This window comes from Rhodopirellula islandica (assembly GCF_001027925.1).
Classification (GTDB): domain Bacteria; phylum Planctomycetota; class Planctomycetia; order Pirellulales; family Pirellulaceae; genus Rhodopirellula; species Rhodopirellula islandica.
The window spans coordinates 97,333-117,130 of sequence record NZ_LECT01000015.1; the positions used below are offsets into that span (position 1 = coordinate 97,333).

Here is a 19,798-nt window from a genome sequence, read left to right on the forward strand (position 1 = left end):
GCGGCTGCGTTTGGCTACTGACTGGCACGTCCGACGTTCACGTCCCCTTGTTGCACCACACGCAAACGCTGAGACAGCTGCATGTAGTTCGAGGCCGCACGTGGATCAATCGTTTGGTACAAGCGAGCCAGCGAGGCGTAGGGCAGGGGATAGGTGGGTTGAATGCGAATCGATTCCATGAAGGCTTGCTCGGCTTCGCCAAACCGGCGCAGTTTCCCGCACGCCAGCCCCAAGTTGTAGTGATCCGCTGGATGGCGACGCAGCTTGATCAAACGCTGGTACAAATGATACGCCTTGAGGTGCTGCTCTTCAGCGGCCGCCGCGTTCGCCAAACTTTCCAGGGCGACCTGAAGTTCCGGTGTCGGCTGTTTCTCTTCCGACAGAACCCACTGCATCAATGTTTGGCTTTCCTTCCGCAAACGCTTCTCATCCGCTTCAGAACGATCCTTGTCGGGGAACAACAGGACTCGGTCCAGCAAACTTGCCAACCTTGTTTTGGCTTCGACCAAAGAAACGTGTGCGACACTGGAATCCGACTTCGATGTTTCTGCCGTCTGAATCGCGGAGCGTAAACGCTGAGTCGCCAAGTCGAAAACGGTCGTGTTGTCATACCTTGGATTGGATCCCATCCAAAGCCACTGCCCAATCGCAGTGGCTTCATTCAATTCTCGTTGCCAACTGCCGTCCGGGGATCGGTCGAGTAACGCAACCACATCCGGCAACTCGGTGACCGGAGTTTCGGTCGCCATTTCGGCCGGTGCGTCGTTATCAGCCTGCTCGCTGGGCACCGCAATCCGGTGATCGGTGATCGAGACGTGAGGCACCTCGGTCTCCGATCGCGGCATGTGACATTGGTGACACGAGTTCTCGTTCGTGGTCATTCGGATGTTCAGCTTTTCGCCACAATCCAGGTTGTCGTGGCAAGACAAGCAATGATCTCGGTGAATCGATTCACGGTTTGCATCATCGACTCGTTGGTGCGGATCGTGGCACGTGACACAGGTCAGACTCTCGGATCCCAGGTAGCACTCGCTGGCGTGCATCTGGCCGAAGTGCCCCACAAAGCTGGTCGAAGCAGACTCCTTCTCCGTCGGCCCCACCTTGTAAACCAATCGTGTCGCTGCCAAATCCTCCCCGGGATGAAACGACCATGAATCGGCACCGCGGACAAACATCTGCACATCGCCCTGCAGATGGCACTGGGCACAGAGCGATTCCAGCGAGTCACGCCCCAGTTCATGTGGATGCACGATCGCCCAATCATGGGCCGCATCCAAATCAGTCAGATCAGTCGAATTGGCCGACAACTGGTTGGCGAGATCAACATGTTGCTGACCGCCGCCATGACAACGCTCGCAACCAATTGCGAGTTCATGCAAAACCGAGACACTTCGATTTCCATCCACCCGCGACAACGACCCCGCGTGGCAGAACAAACAATCGTCCGTGACCTGGCGAGAGAACCCTAAGTGGGACGGCGAGTCGTATCCGGGCGACATGTCGTACTCGCCTTGTTCGGTGTAGTGCGACAACGGGGCCTGCAGCAGAGCGTCGCCGTCACGAATCAAGTACGACTTCGCAAACGTGCCGCTTCCCATCACCAATTCGACCGGGTGGTCACTCAGCGGCATCACGTAGTCCGTCTGTGGCAGTTCCTGCCACGATTGATGACGAATCCGTTCTCCATCGCGGACGACCTTCATTTGTTGGGAACTGGGTTCATGGAAGAACGATTGCAATTCGGGTTCCACCTTCGCGTCCACCAGTCGCAAGGATTCCGCGTGGGTGGTCTCGAAAAACGATTCGGCACGATGAGGATGACAGGCGACACAGGCCTGCGACCCAACCGCGTTGTGCAGCATGGCCGTGCCACGGCCTTCCCTCGGACTCGAATCCGGTTCCTGGATGGCTTCCGCTTCGGATCCCGATTCTGGCTCCGCCCCTGAAGGCACCGGATCGGGATCCTGCTGGGGTGTGTTCGAACCAACGGCCGATTGATTCGCAGGAGGCTCGATTTCCGGCGAAGCCGATTTCTTCGAGCATCCGGCCCATGTGAGGCTGAGCATCAGACCGCAAAGCAGTATTCCCCGGTGAGTCGGCGTTGATTGCAAGACAGGCCTTGTACGAATCGGTTTGTGTCGAAATTCAGAAACAGGATTCATCCGATGGAGGGGGATTTCTCGAAGACACGATTCTCGCGGGGTGGAATCCCGCCTCGATTGTAAGACATCGGGCTGGGGTGGGATTGTTTGTGGATCTGAGAGCAGGACACGAAAACCGTTCAATTCACCTCGTCCGGTGACTTTTTTCAGTCATTGACGGTTTTTTGATCGGAATCGACAATGCCCCGACGAGCCCTCTTTCCCACACGCTTCGAATTGACCTGCCATGAGCTTCATTCAGTCACAAGACCCCGCCATTTGGGACGCGATCCAAGCCGAAACGATTCGTCAGCAAGACGGGTTGGAAATGATCGCCAGCGAGAATTACACCAGCCCAGCGATCATGGAAGCCGTCGGCAGCGTCCTGACCAACAAATACGCTGAGGGCTACCCCGGACGCCGCTATTACGGCGGTTGCGAGCACGTTGACGTCGTGGAAACGATCGCGATCGACCGCGCCAAGGAACTGTTCGGCGCCGAAGCCGCCAACGTCCAGCCTCACAGCGGCTCGCAAGCCAACGCGGCTGTGTATTTGAGCTGCCTCGAAGTCGGCGACACCGTGCTCGGATTGGATTTGGCCCAAGGCGGCCACCTGACGCACGGCATGAAGCTGAACATGAGCGGCCGACTCTACAACTTCGTCAATTACGGCGTCGACGAAGTCAATCATCGCTTGGACTTCGACCAAATCGTCAAGCTGGCTCGCGAGCACAAACCAAAACTGATCGTTGCCGGTGCAAGCGCCTACCCACGCGAAATCCCTCACGATCGATTCAAAGAAATCGCCGATGAAGTGGGTGCCAAGTTGATGGTCGACATGGCCCACTACGCCGGTTTGGTCGCCGCGAAAATCCACAACAGTCCCGTGCCCTACGCGGACTATGTCACCACGACGACCCACAAAACGCTTCGTGGGCCTCGCAGTGGTCTGATCATGTGCAAGCAAGAACACCTGAAATTGGTCAACCGCAACGTGTTCCCCGGCACTCAGGGTGGACCGTTGATGCACGTGGTCGCTGGCAAAGCAATCTGCTTCGCCGAAGCGATGACCGAGGAATACGCCAGCTACGGGCAAGCCGTGGTGGACAACGCGAAAACGTTGGCGGACACCCTGATGAGCTGCGGCCTGCGATTGGTCAGCGGCGGAACCGACAACCACCTCATGTTGGTCGACGTCACCGCGGTGGACCTGGGCGGCAAGAAAGCCGAAGCGGTCCTCGATGCTTGCGGCATCACCGTCAACATGAATATGATCCCGTTTGACCAGCGAAAACCGATGGATCCATCTGGGATCCGAATCGGAACGCCTGCACTGACCACCCGCGGAATGGGTGGCGACGAGATGAAACGGATCGGCCAATGGATTTACAATGCATTGTCCGATTCGGACAACGCTGCGTTGCACGAAACCATCCGCACCGAAATTCGCGAAATGGTGCAGGCCTTCCCCGTTCCCGCCGCTGCTGAATCTCCCGCCAGCGTTGCCTGATCCGGCGTCGCTGGTTTGGTCCCTTTGAAATCTTCCTGTCTCCCCTTCCATTGAAAGCCGCTTCGGATGCATCGGATCCTGATTGCTGACGACAACACTGCCAACCGCGAACTGCTGGAGGCCTACTTGGTCAACATCGAATGCGATTTGGAAACCGCGGTGGACGGGGAAGACACGCTGACCAAAGTGGCATCGTTCCAACCGGATTTGATCCTGTTGGATGTGATGATGCCCAAACTGAGCGGATTCGAAGTTTGCAAGCAACTCAAAGAAGATCCCCAGACCAGCAACATCATGATCTTGATGGTCACGGCGCTCAGCGAACTGGGAGACATCGAACGAGGCGTCCAGGCCGGAACCGATGACTTTCTGAGCAAACCCGTCAACCGAATCGAGTTGATCAAACGGGTCGAGAACATGCTGAAGCTCAAAGGCACCACCGATGAACTGACGCGACTGCGGATGTACATCCAAGAAATGGAAGAGCGTTGATCCAACCTGGAGCCGCCGCTTGCGACAAGCCTGCCGGCGGGGCCTTCAGCGGATACACTGGATCACGAAGCAATCCGCTGATTTCCCGCGGTTGAACTCACCCGCTAGGTCCAGGCAGAGCACGTCACGGTGGCCTGTCTCATTCGCGTGAGTTGAGGCGTCTTTTCCATCACCCCCTAGGCTGCCATGTTTGACGGTTCGCTCGATGCGTTGTGCTTGCTGCCCCCTCAATTCGGTACGGGGCGACGAGGAGTCTCACCGACGCCTCCGGCCTTCGAAGTCCAGCGATTGGAAGGGCCTGCCGTCAAACTCCCCACGCGATTGTTTCTTGACGAAGCCCCGTGGTATCGCTGGTCTCCCAAGATCGCACAAACCCTGGCCAGTCACCTGCAGCAACTCGGCATTCTGACATCGTACTTGCAGAGTGAACTTGGAATCGAAGCCGATTCCGACTCCCCGCAAGAGCCAGAAGAATCCAAGGGTGTGACGCATCCACTTCAGTTGCTCCCCTATCGCGGTGAACGCTATGGGCTGAGGGCAGACGACTTCGAAACTGCGACGGCAATCGACCTCCGGCTTTCGCCCCTTCGCGACGCGTCCGGTCGCTTCGCTTACTGTGCCGAGCAAATTCGGCGTTGGGAAGCGACGCCAGAAGAACAACCTCTGTCCGGAGGCGGTTGGGTTTCCGCGTTCACGCTGCCACCCGATGTGCTTGATTTAGAGCACCTTCCCAGCAAGATCCACCAGCTAAGACACCTGGCTCCCCAAGCAGCCATTTCGGTGAGTGTCACCCCGGAATGGGTTTGGCACCATCGCGAAACGTTGCTGGCCATCCCGGCGGATTGCTTGCTCATCCGCGCCGGCCAAATCTCAATCCCTGGACTGCAATTCGCAGAACTGCTGCATCAACTGGTCCAACAGCCCAGTGTCCCGCCACTTTGGTTGACACCGCCGCGTTGGGAAAACCAACATGTCGCGTCAGTGGATGATTGCATCAAACTGGTTTCACTGGGCGTGTCGGCGATTGCCATCGACGGTTGGATGAAAGAGGTGTTTGACGCCATCGACCACGTGCCTGAACCGTCGATCTACTCCGGCAATCCGGAGAGTCAATTGGACCAAGCGATCAAGCCGATTTTGGAATCCCATCTGCTCCCCCAAATCGAGCGTTTCACAGCGTTGATCACCACCATCACTCATTCGCCCAGCCTCGGCACTTTCGACAAACCCACGGCCGACCGACTCAATATCCTTCATCTCGGTCACTGAACTCTCGGTCAGCAGGCATCTCAAAACGAAAACAGCCTTCTCACCGAAATGAGAAGGCTGCTGCGTTTCAAGTTTTGGACTTGGGTCAATCGTTGTTGGATGTTGAAGCAGGTTCTTGCCCCATCAACATCATCAGCATTGGAGCACCGGCTTTTCCACCACCAAAGGTGTAGCCTGCCTCCAAAGCTCGCTCGATGCGTTCTTTGCACTCGGTCAAGTGTGCCAAGCTGTAAGCATCCATCTTCTTGCCACACTTCTCAATCGTCGAATCCATCCGGCTTGCCAAGGTTCGCAATTGCATCCGAGCCAGGTTGCTGATCGGATGATACGCAGCCGTGTCTTGACCTTCTTCCAAGATCAAATCCACCAGTCGCTGAATATGCTCGCGTTGCAAGTTTCGACGCAGTGATGAAATCATCGGCTTGCGATCATTGCGATCCTCTGGGCACGGCTGATCGAGCTCTTCCCAAACCGCATTGCTGACCGTGTCCAACAATTCAGGCAACGTCAGAGCATCCGTTTCAGCAGGAAGACGCAGTTCATTGTCGTAAACCCGACGCAAGGTGGTTGGGTTCATGATCAGCGTCAAGGTGCTCGCTTGCATGCCCAAAACACGATCGTGAATTGGCCAAGTCGCTTCATTCGACATGCCACCACGGCCACTGTCGAGCCACTTGTCGACCCCCAAACGCTCGAGGATCTCCGTGGTCAAGCCATACGATTCGTCTCGGAAACTGGTGTCGATCACGTACTGCAACGCAGCACGTTGATCAGCGGCAGGAACCACCTCGACAGGAACGCGATTTCCGGGATCCCCCTTCTTATCACGATTGACGAATGCGCCACCAATCCAGTTGGCCATCATGCTGACCGACTTGGTTTGAATCGCCAGTGTCAGCTCGTATCCACGGCGAGCCTTGGCCCAGCTGTCACCTTCTTTGACGAATTTCTCGAGCAAACGTTCACGATACAACTGAACCAAACGCATTTGCTCTTCCGCGAAGGTCAGCGGGTCTTTCCCGAAATCATAGCGACGGGCGTAGGGATCCGGACCGCTGGTGTCCTCGTCCGTGGCGTACTGCAGCTCTGGCTCGGAGCACCGTTTCAAGATGTCCTTGATCTTGGAATCCTCAAAGGTGTACCCATATTCGATCGCCCAGAAGTCATAGGGACCGATATCGATCATGCCGTAGTCACCTTGGACGTCACCCGCTTCGTAGCGGTAATTGATTGGGCAGTAGTCCATCACCGAGGCGGTGAAGGTTTTCTTGCCTTTCAGCTCCTCACTGTTGATCTCATCGATCGTGTACAGACCTGAGGCCTTGAAGTTGTGACGCAATCCGAGCGTGTGTCCCACTTCGTGAGCGACCAGATCGGCCAACAATGGACCGACGAACCATTCTGGAATCCCATCCAGCAACTCGTCTTTTTCCTTGTCGCTGTCTTCTTTCTCATCGTCTTTTTTCTCATCGTCCTTCTTATCGCCGTCGGACTCTTCTTCTTCCGACTCTTCCTCCTTGTCTTTTTTGTCTTCGTCCTTGGCATCCGCGTCTGCCTTGGCGTCCTTGTCGACGTTTTCAGCTTCCGCTTTCTCCTTCGCTTCTTCTTCCTTTTTCTTTTCGGCTTCTTCGTCCGCCATCAGAGCCAAGCCCCAATTCATGCGAGCGAACGCCAGGTCCATGCTGCGACCGGATGCAGCCATGCACAAACCATTTTTCTGGCTGACCTGCCCCATCAGTCCATCAAATTCATCATCGCCCAACAACGCCGGATCGGCTTGCGCCATGGCATATCCCGCCATGGGTTGCTGTGCTTCGAGAGCATACTTGGCCCGCAATGAATTGGCGGATTCCGTTGCCCCCATTCGAACACGAGGGTCCCAACTGGGATGACTTCCCAACCATGCCAACGTTTCGGCACTCACACCTTCCATTGCCAACTTTGGCATCAGGTCGTTGTAGTTGAAATTGAAGTGACGGATCCAACCATCGGTCAAGATGATGTCCGCGTCCAAGATCTGCCCGGTCTCGGGGTGAACACGACTGGGACCGATCGCGGTTCCAACGTCGTTGTTCAACCAACGAACGAAGTTGTAACGAACGTCCTCGGGGTCTTTTTCCATGTGGATTTTGCTGACCGCGTCTTGATACTCAATCACGATCGCGTCGACGATCCCGACCTTCTCAAACGCCTTGTTCCAGTAGTCCACCCCTTTCTTGATCCAACGTCGATATCGAACCGGAGCAGTGTGCTCGACATAGAAACGAATGGGCTCTTTGGGAGGACTGAGCTTCAGCTTTGGATCACGTTTTTCGAGGTGCCAACGGTTGATGTAGCGAACCTTGGTTTCATCGTCCTGATACTGACTCAGATCCGAGAACGAAGTCACGAAGAAGCCAACGCGTTCATCCGCTTCGCGAGGCTTGAAACCGCTGGAACTGCTGGGCACTTCGCTGAAAGAGTAGTGAAGCGTTTGGAGCTGGCCACCGCGTCCCACCACTTCAAACGCCAACTCGACGTTCTCGGGGAACACCTTGGCAGCCTCGACGGTGAACAATCGACTGTTGGCCAGACGGACAGACGCCCCGAAGAAAGTCGTCGCGTTGCCGATCAACAGGCTGTCCATGTCGACCACAGGACCGCCATTGGGCCCCATCGCCAGAATTGGCACGTCGAGAAGCACTCGGTCGGTGAACAGCCGCTTGACCGATGCTTTGGATTCCGCGTCACCGGTCGCACGTATGTCCAAATTGGGAGCGATCAATGCGAGGCGATTGTTGTAGCGTCGCCACTGAACGACCCAGTCACCGGATTGCAATCCGGCGTAGCGATCGCCACTGCTGAGAGTCAATGCGACGAAGTACTTCTTGCCAGCAAAATTCTTTGGCAACTCGGCAATCACCGAGGCTTCCTTTTCATTTTGCCAAACATTGAACAAGCCTTTTTTGGCTTGTTGATCAGACACTGGAAGCTGTTCGTAGCCTTCAGAGATTTTTGCGAATGGTGGCAAGTCGGCGGCGGAACTGGTCAACGCGCTTCCAACGTATGTCACCGTCACGGCGGCAATCGTGGCCACTACACGGCAGATTCGATTCATACCCAATGCTTCCAATGGTTCGTTCGAAAAAAGGAGGGAGAGTCAAGACTAGGTTAAAATAAGCAGTCTCGGAGGTTTTCGTTCATTGTCTCTTCACTGTTTTATCCGATAAAGTCGGCGCAATCCAAACAATTTGCCGGACCAGTTGATACAAAACGCTCACTGAGCCGAGTTCACCGCCACACACGGGCTGCTAAGTGGCACAAGCACGCCATAGAAGAAAATCACCCCAAACTGGACCCCACCGCAAAATCAGTGGGGAAATTCAGCCAGCACTCGCGGGTCGGTCTCCGATTGACGGTATGCCATCAAACGTTCCAGCGCGGCGCCGTCTTGCATCTGACAGATGGCCCAAACCGCAATCGCTCGCAGTTCAGCGTCGGAATCGCCCATCGTGATGAACAACAGTTCGATCGCGTCACGACGCTTTTGGTTCCCCAAAACAAGGATTGCATTTCGCAACATCCCTCGACGCCGGGATCGCCAAAACGGGGTTCGTCGATATCGCCGACGGAACTCATCGTCGGTCATCGTGAACAGCGCGGTCAGCTCCAACCACCCCTCCCGATGATTGGAATCGCTCTCCGATTCGCGATGGCCTCGCAGACCTGACAGATCGTGTTGCGCTCGCGCAGGCCGGCGATTCCAAGGGCAAACCTCCTGACAAACATCGCACCCAAACGCCCAATCCCCGATGCCGGCTCGCAGGTGCCGCTCGGGCAACTCGGAGCTTTCGATCGTCAAATAGCTGATGCACTTGGACGCATCCAGCACACCAGGACGAGGGAAGGCATCCGTGGGACACGCGTCCAAGCAGGCAGTGCACGTTCCACAGTGACTCGACTCGTGCCTCTGGTCGATTGGTAGCTCCACATCCACCAGGACACAGGCCAGGAAAAAGTAGCTGCCCAACTGTTTGTTCAGCAACAACGTGTTCTTTCCTCGCCACCCCAATCCCGCCAGCACCGCGACCTCTCGCTCCATCAGCGGTGCCGTGTCCACAATTCCCCGAGCGTTTGCCTCTGGGATTTGCTCGCGAATCAGACGAACAATTCGTTTCAACTTGGGATGAATCACATCGTGATAGTCGATTCCCGACCACGTGTAGCGAGCCGTTTTGCCGAATGCCAAATCATCCCCGACGTCGCCATCAGGGATGGGTTCGCGATCAGACGCGTCGTAGTTCATGGCCAGAACGATGATCGACTTCGCGCCTTCCAGCACCCCGCTTGGATGACGGTAGGCATCCAGTCGACGTTCCAGGTAATCCATCGTTCCCGCATAGCCAGCCTCGATCCATTGCACCAACTGGTGGAACCCTTGGCTCGTCACGGCGGGTGCGATCCCCATTCCAGCGAAACCTTCCGACAGAGCAGCCTCGCGAATCTGCTCGACCGTCTCCCTCACGACAAACCGGCTTTTCGATCGCGAATCAGAAGGGAAGTCAAATCGCTGCGGCGGACAGTGGCAACCAAACGATGAGGCGGTTCATCGGTGACCACTGGCACACAGTCATCCGTTGTTTGGCGAAACAGTTCCACCGCATCACGCACGGGCTGGGCCGGGTGCAGCAGGACCTCCGGTGGCGTCGACAAATCGCCCGCACGAACCAGGTGGTCGGAATGAGGATCAAAGAAAGCCTGGTTGAGCAGATCGAATCGAATCAATCCCACCACGCAGCGATCTTCGTTGAGGACAGGAAACGTGTTGTCATGGGAGTGTTCCACGAAATGAACGACTTCGTTGAAATCGGCGCTCTCGGCAATCCCTTCGACGCTGCGGCGCATCACTTGTTCGACTCGCATGCGTTCGGACAACGCCTGCTTTTTATTCAGCAACCCGGCGGACCCCGCCAACCGCGTGAACACATTCCGCAGCGCGCCCAGCGGCGTGCCAAACGTATGGTGAATCGAATTCGCGATCGGCATTTCACCACTTCGCAACACCGCCGCACGGGTGAGCAACGGCCCAAGAATTTCGAAGACCACCACCGTCCCCAAGATGATCGTCTGGACTTGCCCGGCCATTTCTGGATTGCGTGCGGTTGCTGTCGCGGCCAAAGAAATCGCGACGCCAGCCTGCGCCAACATAGCTGGCCCCAACCACGTCTTCACTTCGGGAGAAGCTCCCGTTCTCGAAGCCATGAACCAAATGCCGGCGACCTTGCCAACGCTTCGCAACACGACGTAACCGGCGCCGATCATGCCAACATCCAGCAGCAAATTGAGATCGAGCTCGCTGCCATGAACCGAGAAGAACACCACCGTCAGCAGCCCGCCGATGGAATCCATTTGCGCTGTGATTTTCTGCGTCCCGCTCGATGAATTGACGACCACCAAGCCAACGACCAGGAACACCAACATGTATGGCAGTTCCCAGGTCTCACTCAGCCCCAGCATCAAGGCGGAAGCCCCAACCAGCAACACCAACCATCGCCGGGTGTGCATGATTTCGCACGCGTAGCTGATCACCAGGCCACCGAGCAGCCCCAGCAGAAAGGCGCCACCGAGCGAACGGACCAGCAAGAACACCGTTTCACTGAGCGATCCTGATGCGTCGCCTCCAGCCACTTCGATTGCGAGCCAGACCAACTCGAACGCGATCACAGCGACGAGATTGTTCAAGGTCACCAAGGTTCCCGTCAAACTGGTAACCGGCCCCTCCGCATTGGTTTCTCGCAGCACAAACATCGTCGTGGCGGGTGCGGTCGCAATCGCCAGCGTGCCCAACAGCGCGGCCTGGGCGGCCGACATGCCCAGTAGATAGGTGCCCACCGTGACGAGAACAACCGTGAACGCCAACTCGCCAAACGAGAGTGGAATCGCCCGCCGAGCAATCTTTCGAATCTGGTCGAACGGGAACAAGGTGCCAAGGTAGAACAGCACCAAAGCCATGGCGAGCTTTGTCAGTGGCTCCAGCACCAAATGATGCTCGTGCGGAATCAAATTTCCAAAACTGGGGCCAAGCAACAGTCCAGCGATCAGGTACGCGGTGACCTTGGGCAGACGCAAGATCTCGCTGGCCAGACCAGCCAGCAAACTGGCGGTCAACAACAGCCCCAACGTCGTTGCGATGTGCATCATTTCGACCGGACCCGAGTGCGCGTCACTCGCTATCGCGCCAGCGTCTGCAGCGCCTATCAAAAGGGTTCCGAAGGAGTCGATCATGGCAACTAGCGAGCGAAGGGCCGAGACGTAAGTCTGCCAAAACCGGCAAGCAGGCCCGCAGTTTAGCTAGATCTTGCTCTCAACGACATAGAACCTTGCAGCTCAATTTGAGAAGCCCGCCGCATCCACTCGGACACGACGGGCTTCGTCAAATTTCAGTCTCAGAAACCTCGGTCGTTCACACGCCGGATTCAGCCGGTGGATCCGACGCCCCATCTTCAGCAGGAGCCTCTTCTTCGCCGGAAACTTGCGGCTCAGATGCTTCCGACTCGGTCTCGGTTGCCTCTTCCTTCATCTCCGCTTTTTCGGCTGGATCCGTTTCGGAATCGGCGACCTCGGCCGCCTCTTCTGAATCAGCTTTTTCCGGCTCAGCGGACTCTTCGGCTTCCGCTTTCTTTTCGTCGTCTGCCACGTCAGCCGACTCATCCTCCATTGCAGCTTCTTCGGCAGCCTTCTCTTTGGCGGCTTCCTCTGCGGCAGCCGCTTCTTCGAGTCGCCGCTCCTCTTCTTCCAGTTCAGCCTGTCGTTTGGCGGCCAAATCCTTCTGAGTCTGACGGACTTGTTCGTACATGTCTTGGTCGACCTGCCCGTACTCACCCATCAATTCCACGAAGGCCTTCAGAGGGAAGTCATCGGGCATTTCGTCCGAGTCAATCGCGATGCGATAACGACGCAGGGATTCGTACAAATCCTGAGCCGTGTCATCAATCACGAGGATCGGATAGTCATCGAAGATCTCGGCCCAAACCTCGAAGGCTTCTTCGTACAAGCCAATTGCCTTTTCGAGTTCCGCATCCGCGTTGGCCTTTTCAGCCTCGTAGATCAATCGCCGAGCTCGAACGGTTCGTTCCTCTTGTTCGGCCAGAGCCAACGTGTCCCAGTAGGGATAGTTGATCTGCTTGCGATAGCCTTCGGTCTTCAGGATTCGCTCATCCAGATCCTTGATGTCTTCGACCAACTGCAGAGCTGCCAATTGCTTGGACTGTTGAGTTGCACGAGCGACCTCGTCGTAGTTGACACTGATCGAATCCTCGGCCTTCTCAGCGATCGACTGCTGCGATTTCGTCCGCTTCTCCTCAGGAGTCGACAGGGCGTCTCGTTGAACAGGCCCCAGCTTTTCAATCGCTTTGGTCCGAGCGGCCAAGTACGCGTCACCCGCGACTTCTTCCAGCGTCTCGATCTTGTCGGCCTGTTGACGAATCAACTCGTCCAACTGCCCCAATTTGATCGTGAACGCCGCGGTGGTGGGCACGGAACGATTGCCAAAGGCCTTCCAATCGGCGGAGGCCAATTGCCAAGCGTTCTGGGCACGTTCGTCCAAGATACCTTCCGACTCAATGGCTTCGGCGTGTTTCAGACGCCACTTCGGACCGGTCTCGTAGAAGTTCAGCGGTGTCTGACGACGAATCTGAACGCCGGATTCAACCAGGTCATAACCACGGTTCAGCCACAACCGGCCAACCAACCAGTTGTCCGGCTTATTCGTCGGCCCACGAGCCTCGGGACTGTCGACGGCGATGTCTTCTTTCAACAGTTCCTCATGAAGCTGTTCATCTTCCGAGAACAAACGCCGAAACTGCTCCTTCTCGTCCGACATCCCCATCTTTTGGCCATAGAACCAACCGGTGTACCAAACCAAGCGAGGTGCTTTTCGGTTTTGGTTCACACCCTTGGTCAGGAATTCAGTGCCTTCTCGGACCATTTCGTAGCGTTGACGGTAATCGTCGAACTCGGTGGAAACGTTGTACGCCAAGTTGTGAGCCTGAAATTCCCAGACCTTATCAAAGTGAGGTTGCAACAAAGCAATGTTGTTGAGGGTCGCTTTCAAACGATCCCACTCGTGCATCACCCGGTAATCGTGCGACTTCTTCCAGAGCAGCGATGCCGCCACCCCACGAAGTCCCAACGAAGCGAGCTTCATCGTTTCACTGGCAGGGCTGATTTCACCGAGATCGCTCTCGGCAATGTCATACTTGCCTCGCAACTGGGCCAAGCGGCCGCCACCTTCCCCTCCACCGCCGCTGGGTTGCCCCAACAGGTACAAGGGAATCAGCATGACCACAAGGATCATCAGATAGACCAATTTACGTCGCAGAACTGTTGTGCGATTCATGCCGCGATCTCACGCGATTTCAGGATGAAATAACTGACGATAAAGGCAAGCAGGACGTACCCGAACGTTGCCGTGGCGTGCCGCGCGAGCAACGCACCGAAAATATCAAAGCCCGAAGCGGCGTACTCTGCCGTCTCGACCATTTTGGGAAGGTTGGGCAGTGCCGTGGCGATCGCATCCAGGCCATAAACAATGGCTGCATCGACCGTCTTGATCACCTTTGCCGCGACCGTGTCGACGTCCAACTGGGTCGTCATCGCATCTTGTCGAAGCAGACGAACCATCGATTCGATCGGCCCGCCTCCCCGTTCAATGCCACTGTCTATGTAGTGCCGAGTGTCGAACACCTGTTCCGCTGAGAAACCCAGCAAAACACAGACGAAGGTGGCGATCATGGCGACCGGCCCAGTCAAAAACGTACTGAACATCACGCCAAACGCGATCACCATCGTCATCTGCAACCAAATCGAGCCGTAGGCTTTGGTGAGGTTCCAACCGAAGGTGTTGTCAGCGGGGTGCAAGTAAACACCGCTCTTCGTCACGCCCAAGTACTGAGCACGATCCAGGCAGCGAACGATGATCATGATTTGGCCGTCTTCGTTGACCAAGTCTTCGAACACGTTCAGCATGCGGGTTTCGCTGCCGTCGGTGCCTTCCGTTTCAAGTGGCAGAATCTTTTCGTCCACTTCGTATTCATCCACGATGAAAGCAATCGGGTTGCTCTCGATGGCTTTATCAGGGTGCTTCATGGTGACCGAACCGCGAATTCCAGTTTCGATATCACCCTTGTAAGAACGATAGGCACGCAGCGAGAGGTCCACCGGAATGCCGTCGGGATACCGACTCTGCGTCACGTTTTCAAACGTGAACTCAGCGGTTCCCAGCGACCCACCTTCGACATAGCCGTGTTCAATCTTGCGAGATCCCTTGGCGACACCGATCAGACGTGCGATCCCAGTGCTGCTGTAACCACCGGCCAAACGTTCGTTGCCGACGTCGATGCCTTCTTCTTGCAGGTTCCCGGAACGATCCCGAAATCGGATCGAACCATACGATGGGATCCGGGCTCGCAACGCTCCCTGAGGAGGACCGATCTGGAATGTTCCGTCTTCATTGCGACGCACCACGTGACGGTGCCCACGAACAATGTTTGTCAGACCTTCACCAGCCTCATTCAATTCGAAGGTGTGCGAGTGGAACTGGACAAAATCGGTTTCACCCTCGTATCCGCCATTGGGGAGCTCACGAACCTCGACAACTTCTTGGTGCGAGTGATCCAACCCCCGAACCACAAAGACATAGCTGAGCAAGCCCATCGGAACCAAGATCATCGTGCCGACGCCGATGAACCCCAGCATTCGACCCGCGATGAGTTCCGTGACTCGAACGGGTTTGGTCACGATCGTGTAGATCGTTTTGTTTTTGATGTCCTCGGGCAGCGAGAACGCACTGATGAACAACGCGAGCGCCAACACCAAGTAGTTCGTCGCTGTCAACACAAAGCTGACATAGAGTCGAGCAGGGTCATCGCTCTGCGGGTTCAGGTACCAACCTGCCAGCAGCAACAAGACCACAAACAAACCGACGATGTAGAGAACTTTTCGCCGGAGTGCTTCTTTGAACGAAAGCCTTGCCAGTGCGAAGATGCGTCGCAAGCTGGTTCCCGGCAGGTCGAATTTGAAGAAGTCGCGAACCGCACGAGCGACGGCAAAGAAGCCTTCCCCCGAACCGTAACGAGACGACGAAATCACATAGCCTGCGATCAGCCCTAACACGATAGCCAGAGCAAACAGGACGATTCCCTTGAGCGCCGCACTTTCCAAGAAAGCACCGTCGCGAAAGAACCACTGCGAATACGACCAGAAATCTTCCGGTTGTAGGTTCATGCCTGTCCTCCGTCGCTGTCACCGCTGCCATCATTGGCGGGAGCCGCGTCGGAACCCTGGGAGAATCGGCGAGCACCTGGACGAGCTTCGCTCTCACGGACGATGTTCAGGAACAAGTCTTCCATCGTGGCCGTTGGGTTGTCGATCGACTTGACCGTTCCGCCGTGACGAGCAATGACATCTGCGATCTCGGTCTTGGCCGCCTCGGACAACCCGGTCGCGTGAACTTCGGTCACGTCTTGAACCTTCAACAGATCGCTGACTCGCCCCAACTCTTTCAGTTCGCCTTGGTGCAAGATCGCAACCCGGTCGCAAACATCTTGCACGTCCGCCAATTGGTGGCTGCACAGCAAGACCGTTTTGCCTTGATCGCGGAGGCCAAGGATCAAATCCTTCATCTCGCGAGTACCGATCGGGTCCAATCCAGTGGTTGGTTCGTCCAACAAAATCAGATCGGGGTCGTTGATCAACGCCTGAGCCAAACCGACCCGGCGGGTCATCCCCTTGCTGTATTCCTTCAGCTGGCGGTGCTTGGCACCCTGCAAACCAACCATTTCGATCAGCTGCGAAACTCGATCGCGTCGTTCCGAGGCGGATAGGTCAAACAGCCGACCATAGAAGTCGAGTGTTTCTTCTGCCGTCAGAAATTTGTACAGGTACGATTCTTCGGGCAAATACCCGATCCGCTCGTTCTTGCGGGTTTCGCTGGCGTCTTGATCGAACACCAGAACTCGCCCGCTGGTCGGAAAAAGCAACCCCAGGATCAGTTTGATGGTGGTGGATTTGCCGCTTCCGTTGGGCCCCAGCAAGCCAAAGATTTCTCCCGGACGGACTTCGATGTCCAAGGACTTCAACGCGTGAACCTTTTTCCGGCCCCAGAAGTCGCGGTAAATCTTGCTCAGGTTGCGGGTTTCGATGACGATCGAGCTGGAGGCGTCGGCAGAATCCGGTGTCGCGGTCTGCGGCGCGTCTGCCACTGCCGCGTTGGGTTCGGTACTCACGGATGAAGGATCCCGACTCAGAGAGAAAAGACGAATAAAATGAATGAAAGAGACTCGTCAAAATTCCGAGCCTACCGAGAAGTCCCCTACGCTACGAGGTATCCTCCCAGACGGTTCGGGGTTGTCAGCCAGGGTTTCTATTTTTATCACTGCGACTGTTCGATTCCCGCATGCTCGATGCCACGCGGGCAATCCCTCTCCCGGCGTCTCTGACCACCTCCCACGATCACGATGATTCAAACACCGAAAATGGATCGACCGTGATCTCGCGAGACAGCGACGCCTACCAAACAGCCCTCGGCTGGTTGGTCGACCGAATTGATTACGAAAAACTGGCAGCCCCCGGTTCACGCTACCGTTTCACCTTGGAACGGATGCGAGATCTGATCCGGCGACTGGGCCACGGTCAACACCTCACCGTCGATCCTAGGGAAGAAGGCGAACACACCCCCTCCAGTGGAGACAACACCCCCGCCAATCGGTTCTCCCCGTCAGTTCCAACCTCCACCATCACCCGCTCGAATGCTGGGCATTCGGATGCGCAAGGTGGCCAATCCAATGCTGGACGAAACACGGCCGAAGGTCCCCAAAACCAAGTCCAAATCGTGCATTTGGCGGGAACCAAGGGCAAAGGAAGCGCGGCCACCATGGTCGCCGCTCTACTGCACGCGGCAGGTTATCGAGTCGGCCTGTACACGTCTCCCCACTTGGTGCACCTGGAAGAACGATTCCGAGTCGACGGTGAAATCGCCACCCCCGAAGAGATGATCGGGTTGATCGATTCCATGCGTCCGATCGTCGAAGCGATGGCGGCGGCTCCCATCGGTGGCCCCTCGTTTTTCGAGCTGACCACCGCGATGGCGATCGAACACTTCCATCGACACCAATGTGACGTCTGGGTTCTGGAAACGGGCCTGGGCGGACGCCTGGACAGCACCAACGTCTTCCAAAGTCACGCCACCGCGATCACCAGCATCGGGCTGGATCACCAACACGTGCTGGGCAAAACCGTGGAGTTGATCGCGGCAGAAAAAGCCGGCATTTTCAAACCGGGTATACCGGCCATCAATGGCGTCCCCCCCGGTCCGGTGCGAGATGTGATCGTTCGAACGGCCGAGCAAGTCGGCGCTCCGCTGAGTCACTTGGGGTCGGAGATCCAAATTGAAACGGATGCGGAAACCAATCCAAACTGGGGCAGCCGCTTCCGAATTCGAGGGCTCAGTGATTGGATGCCCGCGGAAACCAAGATCGAACTGAAACTCGAAGGAGCCCACCAAGTTCAGAACGCCGCCATCGCGTTGGCGTTGGTGAATTCATTGCCCGAGATCACGCCCAAACTTCTTCCCGAGCAACGCATTCACGAATGCCTCGCCTCGCTACAGATCGAAGCTCGTTTGGAACGATTCCAATTGCCTGGCGACCGGATCGTGCTGCTCGACACGGCTCACAACGCGGACTCGATCGAAGCGATGCTGAACGTGTTGAACGAGCGCATGCATGACCGTCGAAAACATTGCTTGTTTGGCACCAGCGCCGACAAAAACGTGCTGGCAATGTTCCAGCGGATGCAGCCTCACTTCGATTGCTGGACGCTGACTCGATACGAAGGCAACCCTCGCTTCGTGCCCGTCGCTGATCTGCACCAAGCGGCAATCCTGGCGGGGCTGATCCCGGAACAGATCACGCAATCCGCGACGCCCATCACAGCGATCCAGCACGCGGTTGGCTCCCTTGCCGCCCATGAAGTTCTAGTCATCTGCGGCTCGTTCTTCTTGGCCGCAGAGCTTCGTCCCTGGCTGGTCCAACAACGCGATCAGCTGGTGGAATCACCCGAATCGGAAGATTCCTCGTTGGATTCGCCTCGCGTTTCACCTCCATCGAGCGGCTCATCGAGCGGCTCATCGAGCGGCTGAATTCCGATTCGAGCAGCACGCTCTTCCCATCGTTTGCGAGCGTACTGCTGCAAATCAACTTGCCTGTCCGACTCGTCCACGATTTCCAGTCCGAGCAGCGTTTCCACCAAGTCTTCCAGCGTCACCAATCCAACAATGCTGCCGTACGAATCGCTGACCATCGCCAAGTGATGGCGACCTTCGAGCAAGATTTCCAGCAACTTTGGCAACGGACGGTTGTGCCGCACCACCGCGACGGGACGCGAAAATTCTTTCAGCGTTCGATTCGATTGACCTCGCGTGTGGGCGAGCAACAAATCGACTTTCAACACAAATCCTGTGATCCGATCCAACTGCTGATCGTAAATTGGAATTCGCGAGACCGGCAGATCCACGACCTCATCACTTTGAGGCGGGGCACTGGGGTCGGAGGCCCCATCGCCGACCGCCTCGGGTTCGCCTGATTGTTCGGCCAGCGTTTTGCTTAACAATTCGCCCACCGTCATCGTTTCAGGAAAAGCGATGATGACCACGCGTGGGGTCATGATGTCTTCTGCCGTCAAATCGGGCAGTCGCATCAAGGACTGAAACACTCGCGATTCGTGATCATCCAACACGCCCTGCTGAGCACCAATTTCCGCCATCGCAGACAATTCGTCACGGGTGAGCGTGTGATGACCTTTGCCGCCCGACAACAACTTGGTCAACTGCTCACTCAACCAAACCAACGGGTAAAGCAGAACGATCAGGTAGCCAACCGAGGCCGCCACGAACGGGCCGAGCGCACGCCAATGCAACGCGCCAATGGTCTTGGGGATGATCTCACTGAAGACCAAAATCAGCAGCGTCATCAGAGCACTGGCAATGCCGACCGCATGACCGCCGTACACCGTGTCGCCGTACAACTTCGATGCTTCCGCACCCACACCGGCAGCCCCGATCGTATGAGCGATCGTGTTCAAACTCAAAATCGCGGCCAAGGGCCGATCGATGTTGGCTTTCAATCGGCTCAGTCGTTTCGCAGCAATCGGCTTGGTCTTGTCCAGCGTTGCAATGAACGACGGCGTGATCGATAGCAACACGGCCTCGGCAACGCTGCAGTAGAAAGAAAAGCCAATCGCCGAAACGAGGTAGATCAACAGAAGCATGAACAGCGAATTCAATGAGAAGGAGACGGGCCTCGGGGTTGCCATCATACAGCACAAGGCAGTCTCGTAACCGCCCACCTGA

Annotated in this window: 12 protein-coding genes; 4 read left to right on the forward strand and 8 right to left on the reverse strand. The window is 56.4% G+C overall.

Translation table 11 applies throughout. The features are described 5' to 3' along the window. Positions 1-14: 14 nt before the first annotated feature. On the reverse strand, positions 15-2,066 hold the full coding sequence (locus RISK_RS06090) for a hypothetical protein (protein ID WP_047813385.1): 2,052 nt from the start codon (positions 2,064-2,066) through the stop codon (positions 15-17). 322 nt (positions 2,067-2,388) lie between these two features. Between RISK_RS06090 and RISK_RS06095 the strand changes: the two genes are divergently transcribed. From RISK_RS06095 to RISK_RS06105, 3 genes are all read left to right on the forward strand, one after another. Next, entirely contained in the window at positions 2,389-3,651 is a 1,263-nt protein-coding gene (locus RISK_RS06095) for a serine hydroxymethyltransferase (RefSeq protein ID WP_047813386.1), read from the forward strand. Between the two features lie 66 nt (positions 3,652-3,717). Beyond that, positions 3,718-4,143, forward strand: coding sequence for a response regulator (locus tag RISK_RS06100; RefSeq protein WP_047813387.1), 426 nt, complete (start codon positions 3,718-3,720; stop codon positions 4,141-4,143). A 186-nt stretch (positions 4,144-4,329) separates the two neighbouring features. Continuing rightward, complete coding sequence (locus tag RISK_RS06105; protein WP_047813388.1) at positions 4,330-5,412, forward strand: hypothetical protein; 1,083 nt, start codon at positions 4,330-4,332, stop codon at positions 5,410-5,412. Between the two features lie 85 nt (positions 5,413-5,497). On the opposite strand, the gene RISK_RS06110 is transcribed toward RISK_RS06105, so the two are convergent. From RISK_RS06110 to RISK_RS06135, 6 genes are all read right to left on the reverse strand, one after another. Then, a complete protein-coding gene (locus RISK_RS06110) occupies positions 5,498-8,509 on the reverse strand; it encodes a zinc-dependent metalloprotease (RefSeq protein ID WP_047813389.1) in 3,012 nt (1,003 codons plus the stop codon). 252 nt (positions 8,510-8,761) lie between these two features. Further along, a complete protein-coding gene (gene queG, locus RISK_RS06115) occupies positions 8,762-9,916 on the reverse strand; it encodes a tRNA epoxyqueuosine(34) reductase QueG (protein WP_047813390.1) in 1,155 nt (384 codons plus the stop codon). Continuing rightward, positions 9,913-11,592, reverse strand: a complete 1,680-nt coding sequence (locus RISK_RS06120; protein WP_236696074.1) for a cation:proton antiporter domain-containing protein — start codon at positions 11,590-11,592, stop codon at positions 9,913-9,915. Before RISK_RS06120 ends, queG begins: the two co-directional genes overlap by 4 nt. 262 nt (positions 11,593-11,854) lie before the next feature. Next, on the reverse strand, positions 11,855-13,789 hold the full coding sequence (locus RISK_RS06125) for an IRE (iron responsive element) (RefSeq protein ID WP_236696075.1): 1,935 nt from the start codon (positions 13,787-13,789) through the stop codon (positions 11,855-11,857). Continuing rightward, positions 13,786-15,675, reverse strand: coding sequence for an ABC transporter permease (locus RISK_RS06130; protein ID WP_047813392.1), 1,890 nt, complete (start codon positions 15,673-15,675; stop codon positions 13,786-13,788). Before RISK_RS06130 ends, RISK_RS06125 begins: the two co-directional genes overlap by 4 nt. Continuing rightward, entirely contained in the window at positions 15,672-16,676 is a 1,005-nt protein-coding gene (locus RISK_RS06135; RefSeq protein WP_047813393.1) for an ABC transporter ATP-binding protein, read from the reverse strand. The genes RISK_RS06130 and RISK_RS06135 overlap by 4 nt, the downstream gene beginning before the upstream one ends. 170 nt (positions 16,677-16,846) lie before the next feature. Here RISK_RS06135 and RISK_RS06140 point away from each other — a divergent pair, with 170 nt between their 5' ends. Beyond that, positions 16,847-18,589: a bifunctional folylpolyglutamate synthase/dihydrofolate synthase gene (locus tag RISK_RS06140; RefSeq protein WP_236696076.1), complete on the forward strand. Its 1,743-nt coding sequence runs from the start codon at positions 16,847-16,849 to the stop codon at positions 18,587-18,589. Here RISK_RS06140 and RISK_RS06145 read toward each other — a convergent pair. Beyond that, entirely contained in the window at positions 18,490-19,716 is a 1,227-nt protein-coding gene (locus tag RISK_RS06145; protein ID WP_053061076.1) for a CNNM domain-containing protein, read from the reverse strand. The two genes, RISK_RS06140 and RISK_RS06145, sit on opposite strands and share 100 nt — an antisense overlap. Between the last annotated feature and the right edge of the window lie 82 nt (positions 19,717-19,798).